The organism is Aeromonas sp. QDB68, from assembly GCF_027707405.1.
GTDB classification, from domain to species: Bacteria; Pseudomonadota; Gammaproteobacteria; order Enterobacterales; family Aeromonadaceae; genus Aeromonas; species Aeromonas caviae.
Map to the genome: position 1 here is coordinate 1 of NZ_JAPCIQ010000076.1, position 20019 is coordinate 20019.

General features: G+C 57.1%; 18 protein-coding genes and 1 pseudogene. 8 read left to right on the forward strand and 11 right to left on the reverse strand.

The genetic code is table 11. The features are described 5' to 3' along the window. A partial coding sequence (locus PG892_RS17320) for an IS1634 family transposase (RefSeq protein WP_270809313.1) occupies positions 1-416 on the reverse strand: 416 nt, incomplete at its 3' end. Between the two features lie 131 nt (positions 417-547). Here PG892_RS17320 and PG892_RS17325 point away from each other — a divergent pair. Then, positions 548-718 (forward strand): hypothetical protein, encoded by a 171-nt coding sequence (locus PG892_RS17325; protein ID WP_010672439.1) that lies wholly within the window; start codon positions 548-550, stop codon positions 716-718. 57 nt (positions 719-775) lie between these two features. Here the strand turns inward: PG892_RS17325 and PG892_RS17330 are convergent, their stop codons facing one another. From PG892_RS17330 to rfaD, 8 genes and pseudogenes are all read right to left on the reverse strand, one after another. Then, entirely contained in the window at positions 776-1120 is a 345-nt protein-coding gene (locus PG892_RS17330) for a DUF2799 domain-containing protein (RefSeq protein WP_080560357.1), read from the reverse strand. Positions 1121-1282: 162 nt separating this feature from the next. Continuing rightward, entirely contained in the window at positions 1283-1405 is a 123-nt protein-coding gene (locus tag PG892_RS17335) for a hypothetical protein (protein ID WP_010672437.1), read from the reverse strand. Positions 1406-1442: 37 nt separating this feature from the next. Next, positions 1443-1988 (reverse strand): annotated as a pseudogene (locus PG892_RS17340) (hypothetical protein); the annotation flags it as partial. 37 nt (positions 1989-2025) lie between these two features. Then, the gene (locus PG892_RS17345; protein ID WP_234925622.1) at positions 2026-3933 is read right to left on the reverse strand and encodes an LTA synthase family protein; all 1908 of its coding nucleotides are present in this window, start codon (positions 3931-3933) and stop codon (positions 2026-2028) included. Between the two features lie 475 nt (positions 3934-4408). Continuing rightward, positions 4409-5218: a glycosyltransferase gene (locus PG892_RS17350; RefSeq protein WP_270825614.1), complete on the reverse strand. Its 810-nt coding sequence runs from the start codon at positions 5216-5218 to the stop codon at positions 4409-4411. Between the two features lie 191 nt (positions 5219-5409). Next, complete coding sequence (locus PG892_RS17355) at positions 5410-6678, reverse strand: O-antigen ligase family protein (RefSeq protein WP_264787106.1); 1269 nt, start codon at positions 6676-6678, stop codon at positions 5410-5412. A gap of 22 nt (positions 6679-6700) precedes the next feature. Next, positions 6701-7819, reverse strand: coding sequence for a glycosyltransferase family 4 protein (locus tag PG892_RS17360; RefSeq protein ID WP_264787104.1), 1119 nt, complete (start codon positions 7817-7819; stop codon positions 6701-6703). Next, entirely contained in the window at positions 7816-8772 is a 957-nt protein-coding gene (gene rfaD / locus PG892_RS17365) for an ADP-glyceromanno-heptose 6-epimerase (protein WP_010672430.1), read from the reverse strand. Before rfaD ends, PG892_RS17360 begins: the two co-directional genes overlap by 4 nt. A 154-nt stretch (positions 8773-8926) precedes the next feature. Here rfaD and PG892_RS17370 point away from each other — a divergent pair, with 154 nt between their 5' ends. The 5 genes from PG892_RS17370 to PG892_RS17390 all read left to right on the forward strand — a co-directional run bounded on the left by PG892_RS17370 (position 8927) and on the right by PG892_RS17390 (position 15120). Further along, a complete protein-coding gene (locus PG892_RS17370; protein WP_010672429.1) occupies positions 8927-9571 on the forward strand; it encodes a TetR/AcrR family transcriptional regulator in 645 nt (214 codons plus the stop codon). Between the two features lie 183 nt (positions 9572-9754). After that, positions 9755-10945 (forward strand): glycine C-acetyltransferase, encoded by a 1191-nt coding sequence (locus PG892_RS17375; protein ID WP_043155657.1) that lies wholly within the window; start codon positions 9755-9757, stop codon positions 10943-10945. Between the two features lie 89 nt (positions 10946-11034). Next, positions 11035-12060: an L-threonine 3-dehydrogenase gene (tdh, locus tag PG892_RS17380; RefSeq protein WP_010672427.1), complete on the forward strand. Its 1026-nt coding sequence runs from the start codon at positions 11035-11037 to the stop codon at positions 12058-12060. Positions 12061-12279: 219 nt separating this feature from the next. Further along, positions 12280-12732, forward strand: coding sequence for a c-type cytochrome (locus tag PG892_RS17385; protein WP_039041132.1), 453 nt, complete (start codon positions 12280-12282; stop codon positions 12730-12732). Between the two features lie 84 nt (positions 12733-12816). After that, positions 12817-15120, forward strand: coding sequence for a putative bifunctional diguanylate cyclase/phosphodiesterase (locus PG892_RS17390; protein ID WP_200163706.1), 2304 nt, complete (start codon positions 12817-12819; stop codon positions 15118-15120). Here the strand turns inward: PG892_RS17390 and rep are convergent. Beyond that, positions 15107-17119 carry a DNA helicase Rep gene (rep, locus tag PG892_RS17395; RefSeq protein ID WP_257707592.1) on the reverse strand — a complete coding sequence of 671 codons (2013 nt, stop codon included), beginning with the start codon at positions 17117-17119 and terminating at the stop codon, positions 15107-15109. The genes PG892_RS17390 and rep overlap by 14 nt on opposite strands. 152 nt (positions 17120-17271) lie before the next feature. Between rep and PG892_RS17400 the strand changes: the two genes are divergently transcribed. Both PG892_RS17400 and PG892_RS17405 read left to right on the forward strand, forming a co-directional pair. Beyond that, positions 17272-18492: an aminotransferase class V-fold PLP-dependent enzyme gene (locus PG892_RS17400; RefSeq protein ID WP_264787102.1), complete on the forward strand. Its 1221-nt coding sequence runs from the start codon at positions 17272-17274 to the stop codon at positions 18490-18492. A 13-nt stretch (positions 18493-18505) separates the two neighbouring features. Then, on the forward strand, positions 18506-18940 hold the full coding sequence (locus PG892_RS17405) for a SufE family protein (RefSeq protein WP_182976181.1): 435 nt from the start codon (positions 18506-18508) through the stop codon (positions 18938-18940). A 21-nt stretch (positions 18941-18961) separates the two neighbouring features. On the opposite strand, the gene tcdA is transcribed toward PG892_RS17405, so the two are convergent. After that, complete coding sequence (tcdA, locus tag PG892_RS17410) at positions 18962-19798, reverse strand: tRNA cyclic N6-threonylcarbamoyladenosine(37) synthase TcdA (protein ID WP_134997348.1); 837 nt, start codon at positions 19796-19798, stop codon at positions 18962-18964. Positions 19799-20019: the final 221 nt, after the last annotated feature.

Below are 20019 nucleotides of genomic sequence, written 5' to 3' on the forward strand. Positions count from 1 at the left end.
GCGCCATCGACGTGGAAGCTGGTAATATCGAGGTGCACTGCGGTGCTTTTGAGCCCCAGCCGCTCGACAACTTGCGCCGCCATCACCTGATACAAGGCGCTGACATCGGCCTCAAAGAGGGCATCGAGACAGCGACCGAGCACATCATCATTGAGGTCATCAGCACAGATCCCGGGGCCAATCAGGCGCTCAACCGGCTTGTTAGCGAAGAATTGCGGGAACATGTGCAGGGTGCTGCTGTGAAAGCCGAGGCCGTTCACTATCATGGCGACCAAGGCTTCACCATGTGAGACCTTGAAAGGCGGGGTTTTGGGGAGCAAGGCATCGATCATGCGGGCAATGCCCAGTTCCTGGCAGAGTGCGGCGACCAAACCAAGGTGATCGAGGTTACGGATCGAGATAGCGGGTGCGGCCATGATGATCTACCTGCAAAAGAGAGTAATAGATCAGAACGGCCGATCGCCGTCAAGCACTGAAAATAGCAAAATCAGGTGCGGAATGACGGGTCCTGCCCCTCTCACCCGTTGCATTCACTGTCGAGGACGTCATGGGTCACAAGACGCTGTGTGAGTGGCGCCGTCACGAGATCCCCGCCGATCTCAAGACGCTGCGCAAGATTGTGCGCAAACCCAAATTCGTGTGTGGCAAGTGTGCCCGCAGCGCCAATGACAAGGATTACCTGTGCCAGCCGCTGCGGCTGAAGCATAAAGAAGGGTAGCTCCCTCTTCTCACGAAGAGGTTCACGCAAGATTTCAGAAGAGAGAGGAAGGCTGATTTATTGATCAGTCCAGCCATGGCGACCCTGTTCAAACAGGCGACGGGCCTGCACGTCGTTGGGACAGACGCCGCGATACTCCTCTCCCGACCGTCCTGCCAGATAGAGATGCTCGGGTCGGCAATACCAGGCCAGCCCCTTCTGGCGACCCAGCTCCCAAAGGGCAACGTCCACTTTTTCCCCGCACTGGGTCTGGTGAAATGCCACCCGATCGCCAGCAAAACCGAGCTTGCCGTCCGCCTCTCCCACGTCGCTCCACACCTTCTCGCAAGGGTCGTCGGAGTTGGAAACACAGCCCCCGAGCAGGGCGGCACAAAACATGATGACGAGTGAGCGCATATTCATCCTTGGCGTCGTTGGAATCGTTGTTGAGCCGCTGCCTGCCTCGTACAGCGTCATTTGAGCAGTTCATTCTAACCAGCCCGCCCCGTTCTCACCAAGGGCTGCCCCCTTCGCCACACAAAAAATCGGGCGGGCACCAGGCCCGCCCTCAGGCGTTACAGGGAGTCACTGATCGTCGAGAGGGTCATAGTCCTGCCAGCTCTCGTCATCCAGCTCCTCCAGCTCGTCTTCCCAGGATTCCGGCTCCCAGTCATCATCGAGATCGAAATCAGGCGTCTGCGTACCCATGCTCATTCTCCTTGGATAGTGCACCGGCCTACAAAGTCTATCCAGAATAATGGGGCTCGCAACTGGCTCCATTTAAAGCCCCCCCCCCCAGCGTGCGCCCCGCAATTTTCACCTGCGTGATGGCCTCGCAGCATCCACCACCTGCTCCAGTCCGATCTCAGTCACCGCCTGGGCTGGCGGGCAAATCCCGCGCCAGTCGCCGCTACGCCAGTTGACGACGCGCCAGCGGGCACATCACCGAATGCACCCTGCAGTCGCACGTTGCGCAGGATGAAAGGCATTACACTGGTGGGCAGATCGAAGCAGCCCGCTAGACCGCAGACCGCAGACCGCAGACCGCAGACCGCCATAGTTCATCTGGGCCAGCAGCTTGGCCAGCTCCAGCAATTCGCTGCGCGGCACTATGTGACTCGCTCCCAAGGCGGTCAGTATGGCCCCCCTGCTCTTTGTGGCGACCGGTCAGGGCAGCCACCTAATAACCAAGGGCCGCCAGCAGGGACACGCCTGTGAGACCAGCGGTGCCGTTGCACATGGCCTGGTGTTGATCCAGCCCGGCGGGCAAGGGCAACAGCCAGTCAGCCTTGAACATGTGTGCCTCTCTATGGGTGAAGGGGTAACATTCACTCGATCTCATCATCGGCGATCACGCCCGCGACTCTGGCATTAAGCTGCCAGCGCAGCAATGCCGGATAAGCCTGCATCCGCTGCCGCTGCACCTCATCGATCGGCTGTGCAGCCTCACCCAGATACCAATCCTCTCCCGAGACCCAGGGATACCTGACGGGATTGCCGGTCAGGGGGTAGGCACCATTAGCATCAATCCAGACCGTCTCGTTATAGCCAAACGCCCGTGCCGGATCGTCCTGTGGCGCCAACAAATTGCGCCCACCGAGCGCCTGATAAGGCATATCTGAGAGGCTGAAGGCATAGAGCGTCGGGAAGATATCTTTATGGGAGCCGGGGCGCGTCGCCTCAAAGCGCCACGGTATCCGCTTGAGGATCGCCTTGGGAACATAGAGATAGAAAGGCACCGCCCGATCGAGCATCTGCTCGGCGGGGTAATAAGCCTTGACCCTGCGCATCTGGTGATCGCCGCTGGCGGCGATCAGGGTATGGGTACCGAGTGGCGAGCCCTTGATATCGGCCACGAAACGCCCGAAGGCATCCGCTGCATATTGGTAGGTGCGTAGAATATTGAGCTGATCGATCTGCCCCTCTTCGGCGTGACGCCGCACTCCGTCGGTCACGGCAACCGGCCGTGGCACATAATGGGACGGCACCACATAGGGAGGATGGTTCGTCACGGTCAGGATGCTGATAAAGAGCGGCTGTTTGGCCTCTTTGAGCAGTTGCTCAGCTAACCGGTAGGCATATTCATCGGGTAAGCCCCAATCCGTCATTTCCTTGGCCGACTCGGGATACATCTCCAACAAGGCATTCTGGTCATATAACGCATCAACCCCCTGCACTGGTAAATAATTGACCAGATTGCGCCACATCATATTGCCTGGCGAAATGAAGACAACCCGATAACCCGCCTGCTTATAAATGGAGAATGGCGTACCCGTCAGCACCTTGGATTGTGCTGAAGAGTGGCTTAGATTCTCCATTGGGCTGTGGAAAAACAGCGCAGCCAGAGAAGGGGCCGTGCCATTACCCTCCGACACGAAACGTTTGAAGATGAAATCCTGATTGAACGGCTCCCGCAGACTCCCTAGCAGATCGTTTTTACCCGGTTCATCCAGCGCCAGCATGTTACTGCCAAAACTTTCCATCAGGTTCATCACCACATGGGGCTTATTGTCGGCCAGCCAGGTATTAATCGATGTTCGCCCAATCAGTGAATCAAGCCCCGTGACACCGAGCAGCTTTACTTTCTCTGCGGCATCGACCCTCTCAAAACGAATATCCGCCAGGTGATCTTTGATGGCCCAGTCGATCGCCATCAGGCCGTTGGGGGTCAATTTATTGAGCACCGTCAGATCGGAAATTTGCGCATTGCCGCGACGCAGGGGAAAGGTCCCCACGCTGCCGCGCGCGGCAATGGCGACCAACACGACAGAGAGAACCAATACCCCCCAGAACAGCGCGCTCGACCAAGGCCGCAACGACATCGAGCGGATACGATAACTGAACCAAACAGGAGGGAACGCCAACAGGATAGCGGCGATAACCCCTTTCATAACCGGATAGTCCTGCCACAAATTAGCCAACACCGCACGGGTATCATCGTTAACCAGCCCGAAGGCAAATACATCGATATGATTGTGATAGGTCTGGTAATAGAAATAATTGCCGATGGCGGCACTAGCCATGATAAACGCCGTTATCCCCCCCCATACTGGCAAACTACGCCACAAATACCCCCAGCCCTTGCTCCAACTGGCAAGTCCCAGCCCCAACACTAGGAAGGGCGCAACCGCCATCCCCGCAACACGTAGGTCATAGCGCACACCGATATGCCACATACGCAAAATATCTGCCTGTTTAGCAACCAATTGAATTGGCTCAACGAACACACAGATCATAACCAAACGAGCCCCACACAAAATAGCAACTAACCAAAATAGCTGGCAAAATGTGATTCGAAGCAATAATCTGATCCTAGTTTGATACATTTTTATCCAGAGTGAATGTGAGTGTTTTGTTATGAACCAAAAATACTTTTTATCTATTAAATGAATACCCAACGACCCAAGTGATGGTTTTTACGCAATTCGTTTTATCGTCAGGGTCGACCTCAAACTGTCTCATTGTTGCGGCAAATGATTTCAGGTTAAAAATGCGCTAAAAATCACAAAATCACAAAAAATGTTAGCGGTAATAATATTAAAATTTGCTGAAAGGTTGAATTTTTGTATTTTTTGAGCTGACACATTATGATTCCAACTCCGAGGTTGTTAGTACATTTAACTGTATGATCGCTTTATTTCTTTGACGAGAAGATACGCACTCCAAACCAACAATTGGCCGCACCATGGGCTCTACATTTACTAAAGGAATTCAATATTTATTAATTCCCCATGGGGTATAATACTCCCCAGACTTAACTACCGAGGCATATATATCATCATTCACACGATCCCTAGGAAGCTGCTTATGATAAATATGAAGTTGATTAGCCAAATAAAAAATGTTTTTGCATCTAAATTTTGCCAATTTTAATCTAAACTCTATATCAGTATCCTCCCCAACTCCAGCAGCCTCATATCTCTCATCAAATCCATTAATATAAATTATATCCTTTTTATAAAGAGAGAAATTACATCCAATAATTCCTTTTCTTTTTCTATTCAACCATGAGCTCAATATTCTACTTGTGACTCTTAACCCCTTCTCTACATTCTTTCCTTTTCTGAAAAAAATATACTCAGCGAACATCAAAAACAAGTTTTCTTTAAAAAAAACCTCTGGTCTAATAGATGTTATTTTTCGACTAAAAAATGCCGATAAGTCTACTCGTCTACCATTCAAAAAAACGCCACTCTCAGCATTGGTCAAATGATCGAGGACAAAAAACTCTTGAGGAATGCAGTCTCCATCAATAAATATTATATATTCATTGGAGGTCGCTTGCACTGCTTTGTTTAGTATTTTGTTTTTTCTAAAACCTTTATCTTCATGCCAAACATGACCTATTGAATAACTATAATTTGCTTTTATACGACATATTTCAGCAACCACATCCTCCTTGGAACCATCATCAGCAATAATAACTTCAAAATTATTATCATATTGATTATCAAGAGCAGATAGAATGATCTTTAATAAATCAATGTTATTATAAAATGCGATTACTATACTAGCTTTCATCTGTCCACCTTATATTATGATTACCCGTAATTTTCATTCAGCCTCAAGCGTTGATAAAGGGCGCACAAGCAAGAGCGTTAAAAAAATCCATAGATGCGATCTCGGGTTCTTTGCAGAAAACCAATAATTCTCATTGATTCCAAGCCAAGATTAGATAGCTCGTTAGCGATTTTCTCGTCGATGTAACCAAACTAATTATGTATATTTTCATCATGTAATCCAAAAACTATGGATGAAGTTATAACTAAGGCAGCGACGAAAAAACTGATCCCAGAGTTATGGCTGAGAAATGCCTGACTCAGGCAAAAATCGATCGTTGAAAAAACAGTAACAGTCATTAATGCCGCCCCACAATGCACATCAACATTATGGGGTTGACGCAGGCGTCGCTTTACCAGAAATAACGGGGTCAACATCATCAGAAGCAAGGTACCAAGGCCGACTATACCTCGCTTTGCCATTTCATCAAGGAACTGGTTATGGGCATGGGCGTTGAAGTCATACATAAACTGACTGATCTCTCCACGAGCCAGCTGCGCTTGCTGAGACTCTCGAACTCCATGGTTTCCCCAACCAAATAGCGGTTTTTCGGTGAAGCTCTGCCATGCGCTCCGCCACAGCTGAAATCTCATGCCAAGCGAGGTATTGAGATTTGTCTTGTCTAGATATTGGCTGATGTCTCGTTGAGCCAGCTCGATTCGTTCCTCCACACCACTCTGTGGTTGAGCAATGAGAAAAACACTGCACAACAGAGCTCCCATAAGCATGGCAATGGTGCTCTTACGATATAGGCATTCTTTAAACAATATTCCGATGGTTAACAGGATGACGGGTAGCAAGACCCAGCCACCGCGGGTACCCGAAAGGAAACTGGCTCCCATTCCTGCACAGGTTCCCAACACCATAAAGAGCGAGAATCCCAACTTTCCCTTCTTCTGAGCCCACAGCAAGCCACAGAGGCAAAAAAGCCCAAGCGACATGGCAATATTGCCACTCTGAAGTGGCATCATATCGTCAAATGCCCGCTCGTAACCCAAGAACAACTTGTCATAAATTGCGACACCAAATGCGAGGAGTGCACCGACACCACAACCTGACAGTAACAGAAGGGGACGCACCGGTACGTTGGCTAATAATGGCAACATGGCAGCAGCCATCAACGCTCTGCTTGCCCTATCGATTTCACTGATCTTTCCACCATCCCACCAGACTGAGATAGCCATGACCAGAAAATAGAGCAACAAACTAAGCCCGATAAACTTTAATTCACAAGATAGCCCCCATGCTGAACGCTTCATAAAAATAATATAGATACTAGCTATCAACAATATAGCGGGCCCATAGGAATATCCGCTCGGAATGGCCAATGTTAACGCACCAAATAAAAATACTGCGACTTGCACTAAGTTATGTAATATATTCGCACGCCACGGTGGAATTACAGGACTGGCCAATATCATGACAATTTATCCATAGAAAATATCAGCTCTCTCGATAGTAGTTACACAATGCATCCAAATGCCGAGACATACCAAATTCTTGTTCTGCCCGTTCACGGGCCAATTTCCCCAAGCGATAATTTAATTCAGAATCTCGCAGCAGTACCTTGATCTGCCCAGCGATAGCTTGTGGCTGCAACGGATCGGCTAACAGCCCCACGCCACCTAACACTTCTGGCACCGCGCCGGTAGTGGCGCCGACGATGGGTTTGCCAGCAGCCATAGCCTCGATCACGGTGAGGCCGAAGGCCTCGTTGTGAGAAGGGATCACCACCACATCCATCGCCTGCAACATGCGGGCGGTATCTCGTCGGAAGCCGGAAAAATGCACCGCACCACCGAGTTGACGTTGGGCAATGTCGCGCTCCAGCTCAGTGACGAAGGGCTCATCAGCCCCCTCGGTGGCAAGCGTCCCCCCCACCAGCAGCAGTTGGAGATCGGTAAATTCGGTGCGCAGCAGCGCAAAGGCTTCGAGTAATTCACGCTGGCCTTTACCGGGGCTGAAGCGCCCAACCATGCCGATCAGGAGGCCATCAGCAATACTCAGCTCACCACGAATAAGGGCTGGCTCTTCCTGGCAAGAGGTCAACTCGGTGCCCAGCCACAGCCGCTGAATACGCTCGGCGGGGAGCGGTAAGGAGGCGCGATTGCGCCTCAGTGTCTCATCACTGATGGAGAGCACCCTATCGACCTTGCCGTAGATCCAGCGATGCAGTGGATCCTTCTTCGGCCGTTTCGAGCCCATATGCTCGGTGAAAATGAGGCGAAAGGAGGAAAAAGTGCCAAGTAGTACGGCCAATAGCAGATCGCTGGACTTGTGGCAGTGCACGATCTGGATGCCACTTTGCTTCATCCAGCGCAGCAGCGCAGGCAGACGCAGTATGGCCTGGCCACGTGAAGCGACCTCGAACACCTCCAGACCAGCAGCGCGCATATCGGTAGCGATGCGGCTACCGGCAAGAGCCAGCCCGAACACGTGCCAACCCCGCTCCACCAGCCCCTTGCCGACCCGGATAGGGTACATCTCCAACCCCCCCCAACCCTGAGAAAGGCAGATCTGCAATACACTACCCGGAGCAACCACATTTGCCGGAGCGTTCATCGGTTCAACCAGGCCATGTAATCGGCCACGCCTTCGGCCACAGTCTTGAACTCGCCGTCATAGCCGACGCCGCGCAACTTGGTGAGATCCGCCTGGGTGAAGCTCTGGTAGCGACCCTTGAGGTGATCCGGGAAGGGAATGTATTCGATGGCGCCTTTCTGGTGATGCCTGATCACGGCTTCCGCCACGTTCTGGAACGGCTCGGCACGGCCGGTGCCGCAGTTGAAGATGCCGGAGTGCTGCGGATTCTGCCAGAACCAGAGGTTCACCTTGCAGACGTCGTCCACGTAGATGAAGTCGCGCATCTGGCCGCCATCCGGGAAGCCGTCACAGCCCTCGAACAGCTTGGGATTGTCACCCTGCTTCACCTGGGTATTGAGGTGGAAGGCCACGGACGCCATGGAGCCCTTGTGCTGCTCGCGGGGACCATAGACGTTGAAGTACTTGAGACCCACCACCTGGGAGTTGATCTCCGGCATCCAGCGACGCACGTACTGATCGAACAGCTGCTTGGAGTAGCCGTAGACGTTGAGGGGCTGCTCGAACCTCGGGTCTTCGATGAAGTTGTCGTTGCGCCCGCCATAGGTCGCGGCGGAAGAGGCGTAGATGAAGGGGATTTCCCGTTCGATGCAGTAGTGGAACAGATCCTTGGAGTACTCGTAGTTGACCTCCATGATGAACTTGCCGTTCCACTCGGTGGTCGCGGAGCAGGCGCCTTCGTGGAAGATCACCTCGATGCCGTCATCCCACTCCTCGAATTCGTCACCGGAGACAATCCGCGCCTGGAACTCGTCCTTGTCCATGTAGTCGGCGATGGTGAGGTCGACCAGGTTGACGAACTTGGTGCCGTCGGTCAGGTCATCGATGACCACGATATCGGTCCGTCCTTGAGCGTTCAGCTGCTTGACCAGATTGCTGCCGATAAAGCCAGCACCGCCAGTTACTACGATCATGGAGTTTGCCTCGCGTACGTTGTGGCCCCGTGTGACTGCCTGTTAAAGCTGTGTATAGTGGGCCAATTTGAAATTGCCGAAAAGTTTATCACGGGCCGCAAGGGGATTCGACCTCGATGACTTTTCCCCTTCGGGCCCGGCAGAGGGACCAGCGATGAAGACCAGAGACAGGATCATCCACAGCGCCACCGAGCTGTTCAACGATCAGGGCGAGCGCAACATTACCACCAACCACATTGCCGCACACCTTGGCATCAGCCCGGGCAACCTTTACTACCACTTCAGAAACAAAGAAGACATCATCCACTCCATCTTCGATCAGTACGCCCGCCACCTGAGCGACAGCTTCACTCCGATCCGCAGCAGCGAGATCCGGCTGGAGGATCTGATGGGCTACCTGGATGCCATCTTCTATTTGATGTGGCAGTTCCGCTTCTTCTACGCGAATCTGCCGGACATCCTGAGTCGCGACGAGCTGCTGCAGCAGAAATACCTCAAGGCACAGGAGCAGCTCCGTGCCACCGTGGAGACGCTGCTCAGAAGCCTGCGCGAAGGCGGCATCATCGCCGTCAGCGATGAAGACCTGCCGGATCTCGGCCAGACCATCAAGATGGTCGTCACCTGCTGGATCCCGTTCCAGATTGCCCAGGCCCCGGCCACCCGCATCACCAAACCCCTGCTCTACCAGGGGGTCTTGCGGGTGCTGTTTTTGCTGCGCCCCTACGTGCAGCCACAGGTGGCCCCCCAGATACATCAACTGGAGCAACATTATCACCAACTGGCCCAACCAGCCGGGTGAGATCTGTTTCACAATTGTTGATTATCAGCATAAAAATTTGAATTTATACGCAGGGATTACAGTAAAATGTTGCCCATTCTAGGGTCTGTCGGCGTTTCGTCGCGACCGTGACGACGCCGAACTGTGCGGGTTGCACGGCCCGGGATCCTGATAACACAGTCGATACAGCAATGAGGACCGAGGATGTCTAACGGATTCTATCGTCACCTGACCGAACAGCTCGAACAGGTCAAGGCGGAAGGGCTATACAAGCAGGAGCGCATCATCACCTCGGCCCAGCAGGCCCAGATTGCGGTGGGCGGCGAGCAGGTACTGAACTTCTGTGCCAACAACTACCTGGGGTTGGCCAACCACCCCGACCTGATTGCCGCCGCCCATCAGGGGCTCGAGAGCCACGGCTTCGGCATGGCCTCCGTGCGCTTCATCTGCGGTACCCAGGACCAGCACAAGGCGCTGGAGCAGAAGCTGTCCGCCTTCCTCGGCACCGAAGACAGCATCCTCTACTCCTCCTGCTTCGACGCCAACGGCGGTCTGTTCGAGACCCTGTTCGGTGCCGAAGACGCCATCATCTCCGACGCCCTCAACCATGCCTCCATCATCGATGGGGTGCGGTTGTGCAAGGCCAGGCGCTATCGCTACGCCAACAACGACATGGCCGAACTGGAAGCCCAGCTCAAGCAGGCCGATGCCGACGGCGCCCGCTTCAAGCTGATCGCCACCGACGGTGTCTTCTCCATGGATGGCGTCATCGCCGACCTCAAATCCATCTGCGATCTGGCCGACAAGTACGATGCGCTGGTGATGGTGGATGACTCCCACGCCGTCGGCTTCATCGGCGAGAACGGCCGCGGCACCCACGAATACTGCGAGGTGATGGAACGGGTCGACATCATCACCGGTACTCTGGGCAAGGCGCTGGGTGGCGCGTCCGGTGGCTACACATCCGGCAAGAAAGAGGTGATCGACTGGTTGCGTCAGCGCTCCCGTCCCTACCTCTTCTCCAACTCCCTGGCACCCTCCATCGTCTCGGCCACCATCAAGGTGATCGACATGCTGGCCGAGGGTCACGACCTGCGTGCCCGCCTCAAGGAGAACAGTGCCTACTTCCGCGAGCGCATGAGCGCCGCCGGCTTTATCCTGGCCGGTGCCGATCACGCCATCATTCCGGTCATGCTGGGGGATGCCAAACTGGCCGCCGAGATGGCGAGCCGCATGCTGGACGCCGGTATCTACGTGGTGGGCTTCTCCTTCCCCGTGGTACCCAAGGGTCAGGCGCGCATCCGGACCCAGATGTCCGCCGCCCATACCCGGGAGCAACTGGACAAGGCGATCGATGCCTTCATTCGCATCGGTCGCGAGCTCGGTGTGATTTGATCACATGGCTGGCTGATTAAAACGGGGGCCAAGGTTGGGCCCCATTTTATTACCCTCTGTACCCGGCATGGCGCCGTGAGGAATCTGTCATGAAAGCACTCTCCAAACTCAAATCCGAAGTCGGCATCTGGATGACTGATGTCCCGGCTCCCGAGCTCGGCCACAACGATCTGCTCATCAAGATCCGCAAGACCGCCATCTGCGGCACCGACATGCACATCTACAACTGGGACGAGTGGGCCCAGAAGACCATTCCCGTCCCCATGGTGGTGGGGCACGAGTATGTGGGAGAGGTGGTCGCCGTCGGCCAGGAAGTGCGCGGCTTCGCCATCGGCGATCGCGTCTCCGGCGAAGGCCACATCACCTGCGGCCACTGCCGCAACTGCCGTGCCGGTCGCACCCACCTGTGCCGCAACACCATTGGTGTGGGTGTGAACCGCCCGGGTTCCTTCGCCGAATACCTGGTGATCCCGGCCTTCAACGCCTTCAAGCTGCCGGACAACATCCCCGATGAGCTGGCCGCCATCTTCGATCCGTTCGGCAACGCCGTGCACACCGCCCTCTCCTTCGATCTGGTGGGTGAAGACGTGCTCATCACCGGCGCAGGCCCCATCGGCATCATGGCCGCTGCCGTCTGCCGTCACGTTGGCGCCCGTCACGTGGTGATCACCGACGTCAACGAATACCGGCTGGAACTGGCCCGCAAGATGGGCGCCACCCGTGCCGTCAACGTGGCCAAAGAGAAGCTCTCCGATGTCATGGAAGATCTCGGCATGACCGAAGGGTTCGATGTGGGGCTGGAGATGTCCGGGGTACCCAGCGCCTTCCAGGACATGATCGACAAGATGAACCACGGCGGCAAAATCGCCATGCTCGGCATTCCTCCCTCCACCATGGCCATCGACTGGGGCAAGGTGATCTTCAAGGGACTCTTCATCAAGGGGATCTACGGCCGCGAAATGTTCGAAACCTGGTACAAGATGGCAAGCCTCATCCAGTCTGGCCTGGATCTCAGCCCCATCATCACCCACCATTTCCATATCGATGACTTCCAGCAGGGCTTCGAAGCCATGGGCTCGGGCAAGTCCGGCAAGGTGATCCTGAACTGGGATTGAGGACACGCGAGGGGCGCCTGGGCAATCAGCGCGCCCTATTTTGTTCAGCCTCACTACACCCGGCGTATGCCGGGTTTTTTTATTTGGCATCACCCCTTCCCGCTCTGCCACTTTGTTTGCAGATTGCTTAACACTTCACACACAAGCGTTTAAATGGCTGTAACTATTCGGTTATAATCCCGTCGTTTTCTGGGGATAATAAGAGCCTGCTGGGAGTACATGAGCGTGTTGAAAAAACTGAGCTATTTGCTGGCTGCCGGGATGGCGGCCGCCACTCTGTCCGGCGCCGTCCTTGCCGCCGATGACATGTCGACAGAGGCCATCGCCGAGCGTATTGCCCCGGTTGGCCAGGTTTATACCGCCAAGGATCTGGAAGGCATTGCGACCGCGGCGGCCGCGCCTGCGGCAGCCTCCTCCGGCCCACGTGACGGCGAGACCGTGTTCAAGGGTGCCTGCTTCGCCTGCCATGATACCGGTGCCGCTGGCGCCCCCAAGCGAGGTGACAAGGCCGCCTGGGAGCCACGCATCGCCCAGGGATTCGACACCTTGCGCAAACACGCCATCGAAGGCTTCACCGGCAAGGCTGGCATGATGCCACCGCGGGGGACCTGCGCCACCTGCAGTGACGAAGAGATCGAGAACGCCATTCACTACATGATCGACAAGCTCTAAGTAATTGAAAGGGCTCCTCTTGCAGCCCTTTCAATCCCATCACTTCCGACTACGCTTGAAGGTAAGTTTTTTCGGGAGTGTTGCATGTCAGTTCAGCCCACCACACCGCCAGACTCGCACTCCTTGCTGGCGGTCGTCTCCTCCATCATGGATTTTCCCGCCCCCGGCATTGCCTCCCCCGAGGATTACGCCCGACTGGTCGGTATGCTGGACACACTCTGCCCTCTGCAACATTTCGCCATGCTGGGGCTGGCCGACGGGGGGCTGAACTGGCGCTACACCTATCAGCTTCCCGACGTGTTCAAGCAACAATTGGGACGGGAAGAACCTCGCCTCACCGAACAGCTCACCCGGCTCGATGAAGGTCAGGGCTGGTGCGTGCAGCCTGTGGAGCATATCGACGTGCAGTGGTTGCTGGCACGCAGCACCCCGGATCAGGCACCCACCCTGAGGCTGCTGCTGGAGTGCCTGGCCAAACGCCTGCACGAAACCCAGACCGGTACCCAGCTGGCGGGGCAGGCTTCCCCTCTCATGCAGCGGGATCCCCAGTGGCAGGAGAAAATCGAGAAGATCGGCCGAGTGATGCGCCTGGCTCACAACCTGCCTCAGCATGCCCTGTTTGCCCAGTTGGAAGCTGTGTTGCGCCAGATGCTCTCGGTCAGCGACATGTTGCTGATCCGGCTGGAAAACCAGCGACTGGAGCGACTCTATCCACCACACCTGACATACGACGATGACATCATTCGGGCCATGTGCCACAGCACCAACAGCGTAGAGCGCCATGAAGAGGGACTTTACTGGTACAGCCTGCCCCTGCGCCAGCAGCAGCAATACTTTGCCCACCTCATCCTCAACATGACCCGGCCTCTGGAAACCGATGACAGGCTGTTCCTCGATTTCCTGCGCCATCAGCTGACCCTGTTGCTGGAGCTCAAAAGGGTGCGACAGCAACTCGATGAGCTCAACTCGGAGGAGTCCATCAACCAGCGACTCCAACAGCTGCGCCAAACCAACTTGAGGTTGCAGAAACGGCTCAAGCATCATCAGGAGCTGGAGCGGCGGCTCCAGTTCAATGCCCTGCACGACCCGCTGACCCAGTTGCCAAACCGGGCGCTGCTGATGAATCACCTGCATCATGCCATGACCCGCTACCGCCGTTACCAGACAGCCGGCTTCACCCTGATTTTCGTCGATGTGGATCACTTCAAGCAGGTCAATGACGCCCTGGGCCACAGTGCCGGCGATCAGTTGCTGCAGGAGCTGGGCAGCAGGCTGCAAGGCTGCATCCGGCAAAATGACATGGTGGCGAGGCTCGGAGGGGACGAATTCGTCATCTATCTTGACAACAGCCAGCGGGAAGAGGACATCAGCCCCGTGCTCAATCGCCTGATTGGCCGTATCGGCCATCCGTTCCGGCTCCAGGGCAACGAACTGACCATCACCGTCAGTCTGGGGGTCGCCAACGTGACGGAGCAAACGGCCGATGTCAGTGAACTGCTGCACCAGGCAGACCTCGCCATGTACCAGGCCAAGCGTAACGGCCGCAGCCGCATCGTCATGTATTCGGAGGCCTGTACCGAACAGGCGGGGTCACCGGAAGAGCGGCTCTTCAGAGCCTTGCGGGAAGGGCGGATTGTGCCCTACTTCCAGCCGGTGATCAGGCTGTGTGACAGCCGCCTGGTCGGACTGGAGGTGATGGCGCGCTGGATAACGGAGGAAGGGGAGCTCAAGGATGCATTCGACTTCATTCCTCTGGCGGAACAGTGCGGCCTCATTCAGGATCTGGACCGCCAGATCCTCAAGCGCACCTGCCAGCAACTGAAGCTTTGGCAACCCGCCTCCGGGGTCGGTCGTTTCAGGATAGCCATCAACCTCTCCGGCAAGCACCTGGCCAGCCACGAGCAGATCATGCAACTGCTCACCATCATGGAGGAGGAGGGTGTCATCCCCGCATGTTTCATCTTTGAGTTCAACGAACGCGAGCTCTCCCGGCAGAGTGCCGACTCCCTCACTGCCCTGCATGAACTGAGGGCGAAAGGGATCCAGGTCAGCCTGGATGACTTCGGCACCGGCTTCTCTTCCCTCAACGCCCTGTTTCACTTCCCAGTGGATTACATCAAGGTGGACGACAGCTTCACCCATCGCATGTTGAACTCCCCCAAGGATCTGGCGCTTATCCGCGCCATGCGGGACATCTGCCAGGACCTCGACTTCACCCTGGTGGTCGAGGGGATCGAAAATCAGCAGCAGTTGCAAAAGCTCATCGAGCTTGGCTGCGCCCTCGGGCAAGGGCGCCATATCTCGCCCCCGCTGCCGGGAGCCGATATTCCCCCTCTGCTGGGTCAGGCTTCTCGAGAGACCAAGCCTTCCGACCTCAATCCTTCTTGAACAGGGCCCGCAGGTTGGCGACACCAACCTGCCCCTTCTGCTGGCGCTCCTCGGCCGTCACCTTCTTCTGGTTTTCCCACTCCAGGTCATCCTGGGGCAGCTCCAGCAGGAAGCGGCTCGGCTCCGGCCGCACCGACTCGCCAAACTGGCGGCGCTCCTTGCAGAGAGTAAAGGTCAGCTCGGTCTGGGCCCGGGTGATCCCCACGTAGGCGAGGCGCCGCTCCTCCTCCACATTATCCTCGTCGATGCTGGTCTGGTGGGGCAGCAGCCCCTCCTCCATGCCCACCATGTAGACATAGGGAAATTCCAGCCCCTTGGAGGCGTGTAGGGTCATCAGCTGCACCTGATCCGCCTCATCCTCCCCTTCGTTGCGCTCCATCATGTCCCGCAGGGTGAGCCGGGTAACCACCTGTGCAAGCGTCATCGACTCTTCCAGCTCGTCCCCCTCCAGCATCTCGCTGATCCAGCGATAAAGGGTGGAGACGTTTTGCATCCGCATCTCCGCCGCCTTCGGACTGGGGGAGGTCTCATAGAGCCACTCCTCGTAGTGGATCTCCTTGATCATGTCCCGTACCGCCTCCACCGGATTGCCGCGCAGCACCTGATCGCCAAGCCTCACCAGCCAGTTGGTGAAGGCCTGCAGGGCGGATAGACCGCGCCCGGAGAGGTGTTGCTCCAGCCCCAGCTCGAAGCTGGCGGCAAACAGGCTCTTGCCGCGCTGGTTGGCGTACTGGCCCAGTTTTTCGAGGGTAGTGGGGCCTATCTCGCGGCGCGGCAGGTTGACTACCCGCAGGAAGGCAGTGTCCTCATCCGGGTTAACTAGCAGCTTGAGGTAGGCCATGATGTCCTTGATCTCGGTGCGGGAGAAAAATGAGGTACCGCCCGAGATACGGTAGGGAATGCGGTTGGTCATCAGCGCCTTCTCGAAGATGCGCGACTGATGGTTGCCCCGATAGAGGATCGCGTAATCCTTGAACCGGGTGCGGTTCATGAACTTGTGGCCCATCAGCTCGGCGGCGATACGCTCCGCCTCGTGCTCCTCATTCTTGGCAAACAGCACCTTGAGCTTCACCCCCTCGTCCAGCTCGGAGAAGAGCGCCTTGTCGTAGACATGGGGATTATTGGCGATCAGGATGTTGGCGCACTTGAGAATACGCCGCTTGGAGCGGTAGTTCTGCTCCAGCTTGATGAGCCGCAGATTGGGGAAATCTTCGTTCAGCAGCACCAGGTTCTGCGGCTTGGCACCGCGCCAGGAGTAGATGGACTGGTCGTCGTCCCCCACCACGGTGAAGCGGGCCCGCTCGCCGACGATCTGCTTCACCAGCTCGTACTGGCTGGTGTTGGTGTCCTGGTATTCGTCGACCAGCAGATAGCGGATCTTGTTCTGCCAGCGCTCGCGCACCTCCTGATTGCTCTTGAGCAGCAGGGTCGGCATCACGATGAGGTCGTCAAAATCCAGCGCGTTGTAGGCCACCATCTGGCGGTGATAACGCTCGTAGAGCTGGGCCATCAGCACCTCTTCCGGGCCGCGGGCGATGCGCATGGCGCGAGCCGGCAGGATGAGGTCGTTCTTCCAGTTGGAGATCTGGCTGATGAGGGCCGAGAGCTTGTCCTTGTCGTTATCGAGCTCCGCCTCGGTCAGCTCTTTCAGCAGCGCCAGCTGGTCGGTATCGTCGAACAGGGAAAAATTGGCCTTGAGATTCAGGCTCTTGTGCTCGCGGCGGATGATCTCAAGCCCCAGAGTGTGGAAGGTGGAGACCATCAGCCCCCGCGCCTCCTTGCGACCGAGGGTCTGACCGACCCGCTCCTTCATCTCCCGCGCCGCCTTGTTGGTAAAGGTGACCGCCGCTATGTTGCGTGCGTTGTAGCCGCACTGCTGTACCAGATAGGCAATCTTGTTGGTGATGACGCGGGTCTTGCCCGATCCGGCACCCGCCAGCACCAGGCAAGGGCCGGAGACATACTTGACCGCTTCGTTCTGATTGGGGTTGAGCTTCATGGGCCGGATCTCTTGGCTTATGATGAGGGGCGGCATTGTAGCAGAGATCCCGCAGGCAGCCGAAACCGGGCACGGGATCCCGCCACTTCATCTTGTGTTTGCCGGCCATTTTCCGGATCATGACCGACTTTTCCAGACGAGATGAGGGGAGCATGAATCAGCAACAGCACGACCGGCTGCGCGGCCAGTTTCCAGCCTTGGCGCAGGAGGTGAACGGCCACCCTCTGGTCTATCTGGACAACGCCGCCACCACCCAGAAACCGCAAGCCGTGCTGGATGCGATCAATCACTACTATCGGGCCGACAATGCCAACGTGCACCGCGCCGCCCATGCCCTGAGCGGCCGGGCCACACGCGCCTTCGAAGATGCCCGCGGGACGGTTGCCCGCTTTATCAATGCCCCTCGCAGCCACGAAGTGATATGGACCCGTGGCACCACGGAGGCGATCAATCTGGTGGCCCAGAGCTGGGGGATGAGCGAGCTGAGGGCGGGGGATGAAATCGTGCTCAGCACCCTGGAGCATCACGCCAATATCGTCCCCTGGCAGCTGGTCGCCCAGCGTACCGGTGCCGTCATCCGGGTCATCCCCCTCGATGAGCGGGGCGATCTCGACATGGCTGCCTATCTGGCCCTGCTGGGACCACGTACCCGACTGGTGAGCGTGGCTCACGTCTCCAATGCCCTTGGCACCGTCAATCCAGTCAAAGAGATGGTGGCAGCGGCCAAGGCGGTCGGGGCCCTGAGCCTCATCGACGGCGCCCAGGCGGTGGCCCATCTCGAGGTGGATGTGCAGGCTATCGGCTGCGACTTCTACGCCTTCTCCGGCCACAAGCTCTATGGCCCGACCGGCATCGGCGTGCTCTGGGGTCACACTGCACTGCAGGAACGGATGCCCCCCTGGCAGGCCGGCGGCGAGATGATCGACAGGGTCAGCTTCAGCGGCACCACCTTCAACACCCTGCCCTTCAAGTTCGAGGCGGGCACCCCCCATATTGCCGGCGCCATCGGCCTGGCTGCAGCCATCGGCTTTGTGATGGAGCAGGACAAGGATTCATTGGCCAGCCATGAAGCGGCGCTGACCGACTATCTGGTTGCCGGACTGCAACAGGTGCCAGGGCTGCGTCTGGTCGGCGAACCCGGTCAGCGCGCCGGCGCGGTCTCTTTCCTGCTGGACGACATCCACCCGCAAGATGCCGCCACCCTGCTCGACATGCAGGGCATAGCCCTGCGGGTCGGCCACCACTGCGCCATGCCGCTGATGGAATCGCTCGGTATCGGCGGCACGATGCGTGCCTCCCTGGCCTGCTACAACAACCGGGACGACGTGGACGCCCTGCTGGCCGCCCTGCACAAACTCCGTGACTTCTTCTAAGGCAGACAACCCTATGAACAGCCTCGCAACCTATACCCGGATCGGCCTTGAGCCCGATGCCGATACCATCCGACAGCAGTTTGCGGCGGCGAACGGCTGGGAGAACCAGTACCGCCTCATCATACAGCTCGGCAAACTGCTACCCACCTTGCCAGCAGAGTGGCAGCAGGAAGAGAACCGCCTGAAAGGGTGCGAGAGCCAGGCCTGGCTCAAGGGAGAGGTGGGTGAGGATGGCAATTGGCACTTTGCCTGCGACTCCGACGCCCGCATCGTGCGCGGTCTTATCGTCATCGTGCTGGCGGCGCTCAACCACCAACCCGCAGCGGCGATCCACTCCTTCGACATGGAGGGCTATTTCACCGAACTGGGGCTTGAGAAACACTTGAGCCCGTCGCGAGGCAACGGGCTCAGGGCAATCGTGCTGGCAATCCGGGAGCAGGCAGTCTAACCCGCCTGGTTCAGTGGTCGATCAGGCTTCACCAATCGACCCTACTTCTTCCTTTCCAGCCTCTTTCTCGGCACGGGCCCCGCGCTCGGCAATCTTCTTCAATACCCGGGACGCGGCAACCAAGCCAAAGGTGGCCGTCACCGGCGTCACGGCACCAAAGCCGGAGGCGCAATCCATCTTCATATTGCCGTCGCTGGCCGCCTTGGCCTGGCAGGTGCCGCCATTGCCATCCGGATAACTCAGCTGCTCGGTTGAGAAGACACACTCCACCCCGAATTTGCGCGCCGGGTTCTTGCTGAAGTTGTGTAGCCGGCGCAGGTCGGAGCGCACCTTGGCGGCCAGCGGATCCTGAATGGTCTTGGCCAGGTCGGCCACGGTGATCTGGGTCGGGTCCATCTGCCCGCCGGCACCGCCCGCCACAATCACCGGGATCTTGTTGCGCTTGCAGAAGGCAATCAGCGCCACCTTGGCCTTGACCGAGTCGATGGCATCCACCACATAGTCAAACTCCCGCTTGATATGCTCGCCCAGGTTGTCGGCGGTGACGAAGTCATCCACCTCGATCACCTCGCAATCCGGGTTGATGGCACGGATGCGCTCGGCCATCACCTCCGTCTTGAGACGGCCGACCGTCCCCTGCATGGCGTGGATCTGGCGATTGGTGTTGGTGATGCAGATGTCGTCCATGTCGATCAGAGTGATCTGGTTGATGCCAGCCCGAGCCAGCGCCTCGGCCGCCCAGGAGCCGACGCCACCGATCCCGACCACGCAGACTTTCGCCTGGCTGAAGGAGCCAAGGGCACGCTGGCCATAAAGACGGGCTATGCCCCCGAATCGCTGTAGATACTCTGCTTTCATACCACCACCTTGCTTGAGGGCGGCCATTATAGCGGCAACCTCTCTCAGGGGCGATGATCGGATGATGGCGGTGTTGATGTGAGGGGAAATGGGTGCTGTCTCGGGAACGAAAAAAAGCCCAGTCGTTAGACTGGGCTTCTTGAGTAGTGGCGGAGCGGACGGGACTCGAACCCGCGACCCCCGGCGTGACAGGCCGGTATTCTAACCGACTGAACTACCGC

Excerpts from the sequence above, each read along its gene's own strand:
- PG892_RS17325 (WP_010672439.1), top strand. The coding sequence starts at position 548 with ATGGGTCACAAGACGCTGTGTGAGTGGCGCCGTCACGAGATCCCCGCC.
- PG892_RS17330 (WP_080560357.1), bottom strand. The coding sequence starts at position 1,120 with ATGAATATGCGCTCACTCGTCATCATGTTTTGTGCCGCCCTGCTCGGG.
- PG892_RS17335 (WP_010672437.1), bottom strand. The coding sequence starts at position 1,405 with ATGGGTACGCAGACGCCTGATTTCGATCTCGATGATGACTGGGAGCCG.
- PG892_RS17345 (WP_234925622.1), bottom strand. The coding sequence starts at position 3,933 with ATGATCTGTGTGTTCGTTGAGCCAATTCAATTGGTTGCTAAACAGGCA.
- PG892_RS17350 (WP_270825614.1), bottom strand. The coding sequence starts at position 5,218 with ATGAAAGCTAGTATAGTAATCGCATTTTATAATAACATTGATTTATTA.
- PG892_RS17355 (WP_264787106.1), bottom strand. The coding sequence starts at position 6,678 with ATGATATTGGCCAGTCCTGTAATTCCACCGTGGCGTGCGAATATATTA.
- PG892_RS17360 (WP_264787104.1), bottom strand. The coding sequence starts at position 7,819 with ATGAACGCTCCGGCAAATGTGGTTGCTCCGGGTAGTGTATTGCAGATC.
- rfaD (WP_010672430.1), bottom strand. The coding sequence starts at position 8,772 with ATGATCGTAGTAACTGGCGGTGCTGGCTTTATCGGCAGCAATCTGGTC.
- PG892_RS17370 (WP_010672429.1), top strand. The coding sequence starts at position 8,927 with ATGAAGACCAGAGACAGGATCATCCACAGCGCCACCGAGCTGTTCAAC.
- PG892_RS17375 (WP_043155657.1), top strand. The coding sequence starts at position 9,755 with ATGTCTAACGGATTCTATCGTCACCTGACCGAACAGCTCGAACAGGTC.
- tdh (WP_010672427.1), top strand. The coding sequence starts at position 11,035 with ATGAAAGCACTCTCCAAACTCAAATCCGAAGTCGGCATCTGGATGACT.
- PG892_RS17385 (WP_039041132.1), top strand. The coding sequence starts at position 12,280 with ATGAGCGTGTTGAAAAAACTGAGCTATTTGCTGGCTGCCGGGATGGCG.
- PG892_RS17390 (WP_200163706.1), top strand. The coding sequence starts at position 12,817 with ATGTCAGTTCAGCCCACCACACCGCCAGACTCGCACTCCTTGCTGGCG.
- rep (WP_257707592.1), bottom strand. The coding sequence starts at position 17,119 with ATGAAGCTCAACCCCAATCAGAACGAAGCGGTCAAGTATGTCTCCGGC.
- PG892_RS17400 (WP_264787102.1), top strand. The coding sequence starts at position 17,272 with ATGAATCAGCAACAGCACGACCGGCTGCGCGGCCAGTTTCCAGCCTTG.
- PG892_RS17405 (WP_182976181.1), top strand. The coding sequence starts at position 18,506 with ATGAACAGCCTCGCAACCTATACCCGGATCGGCCTTGAGCCCGATGCC.
- tcdA (WP_134997348.1), bottom strand. The coding sequence starts at position 19,798 with ATGAAAGCAGAGTATCTACAGCGATTCGGGGGCATAGCCCGTCTTTAT.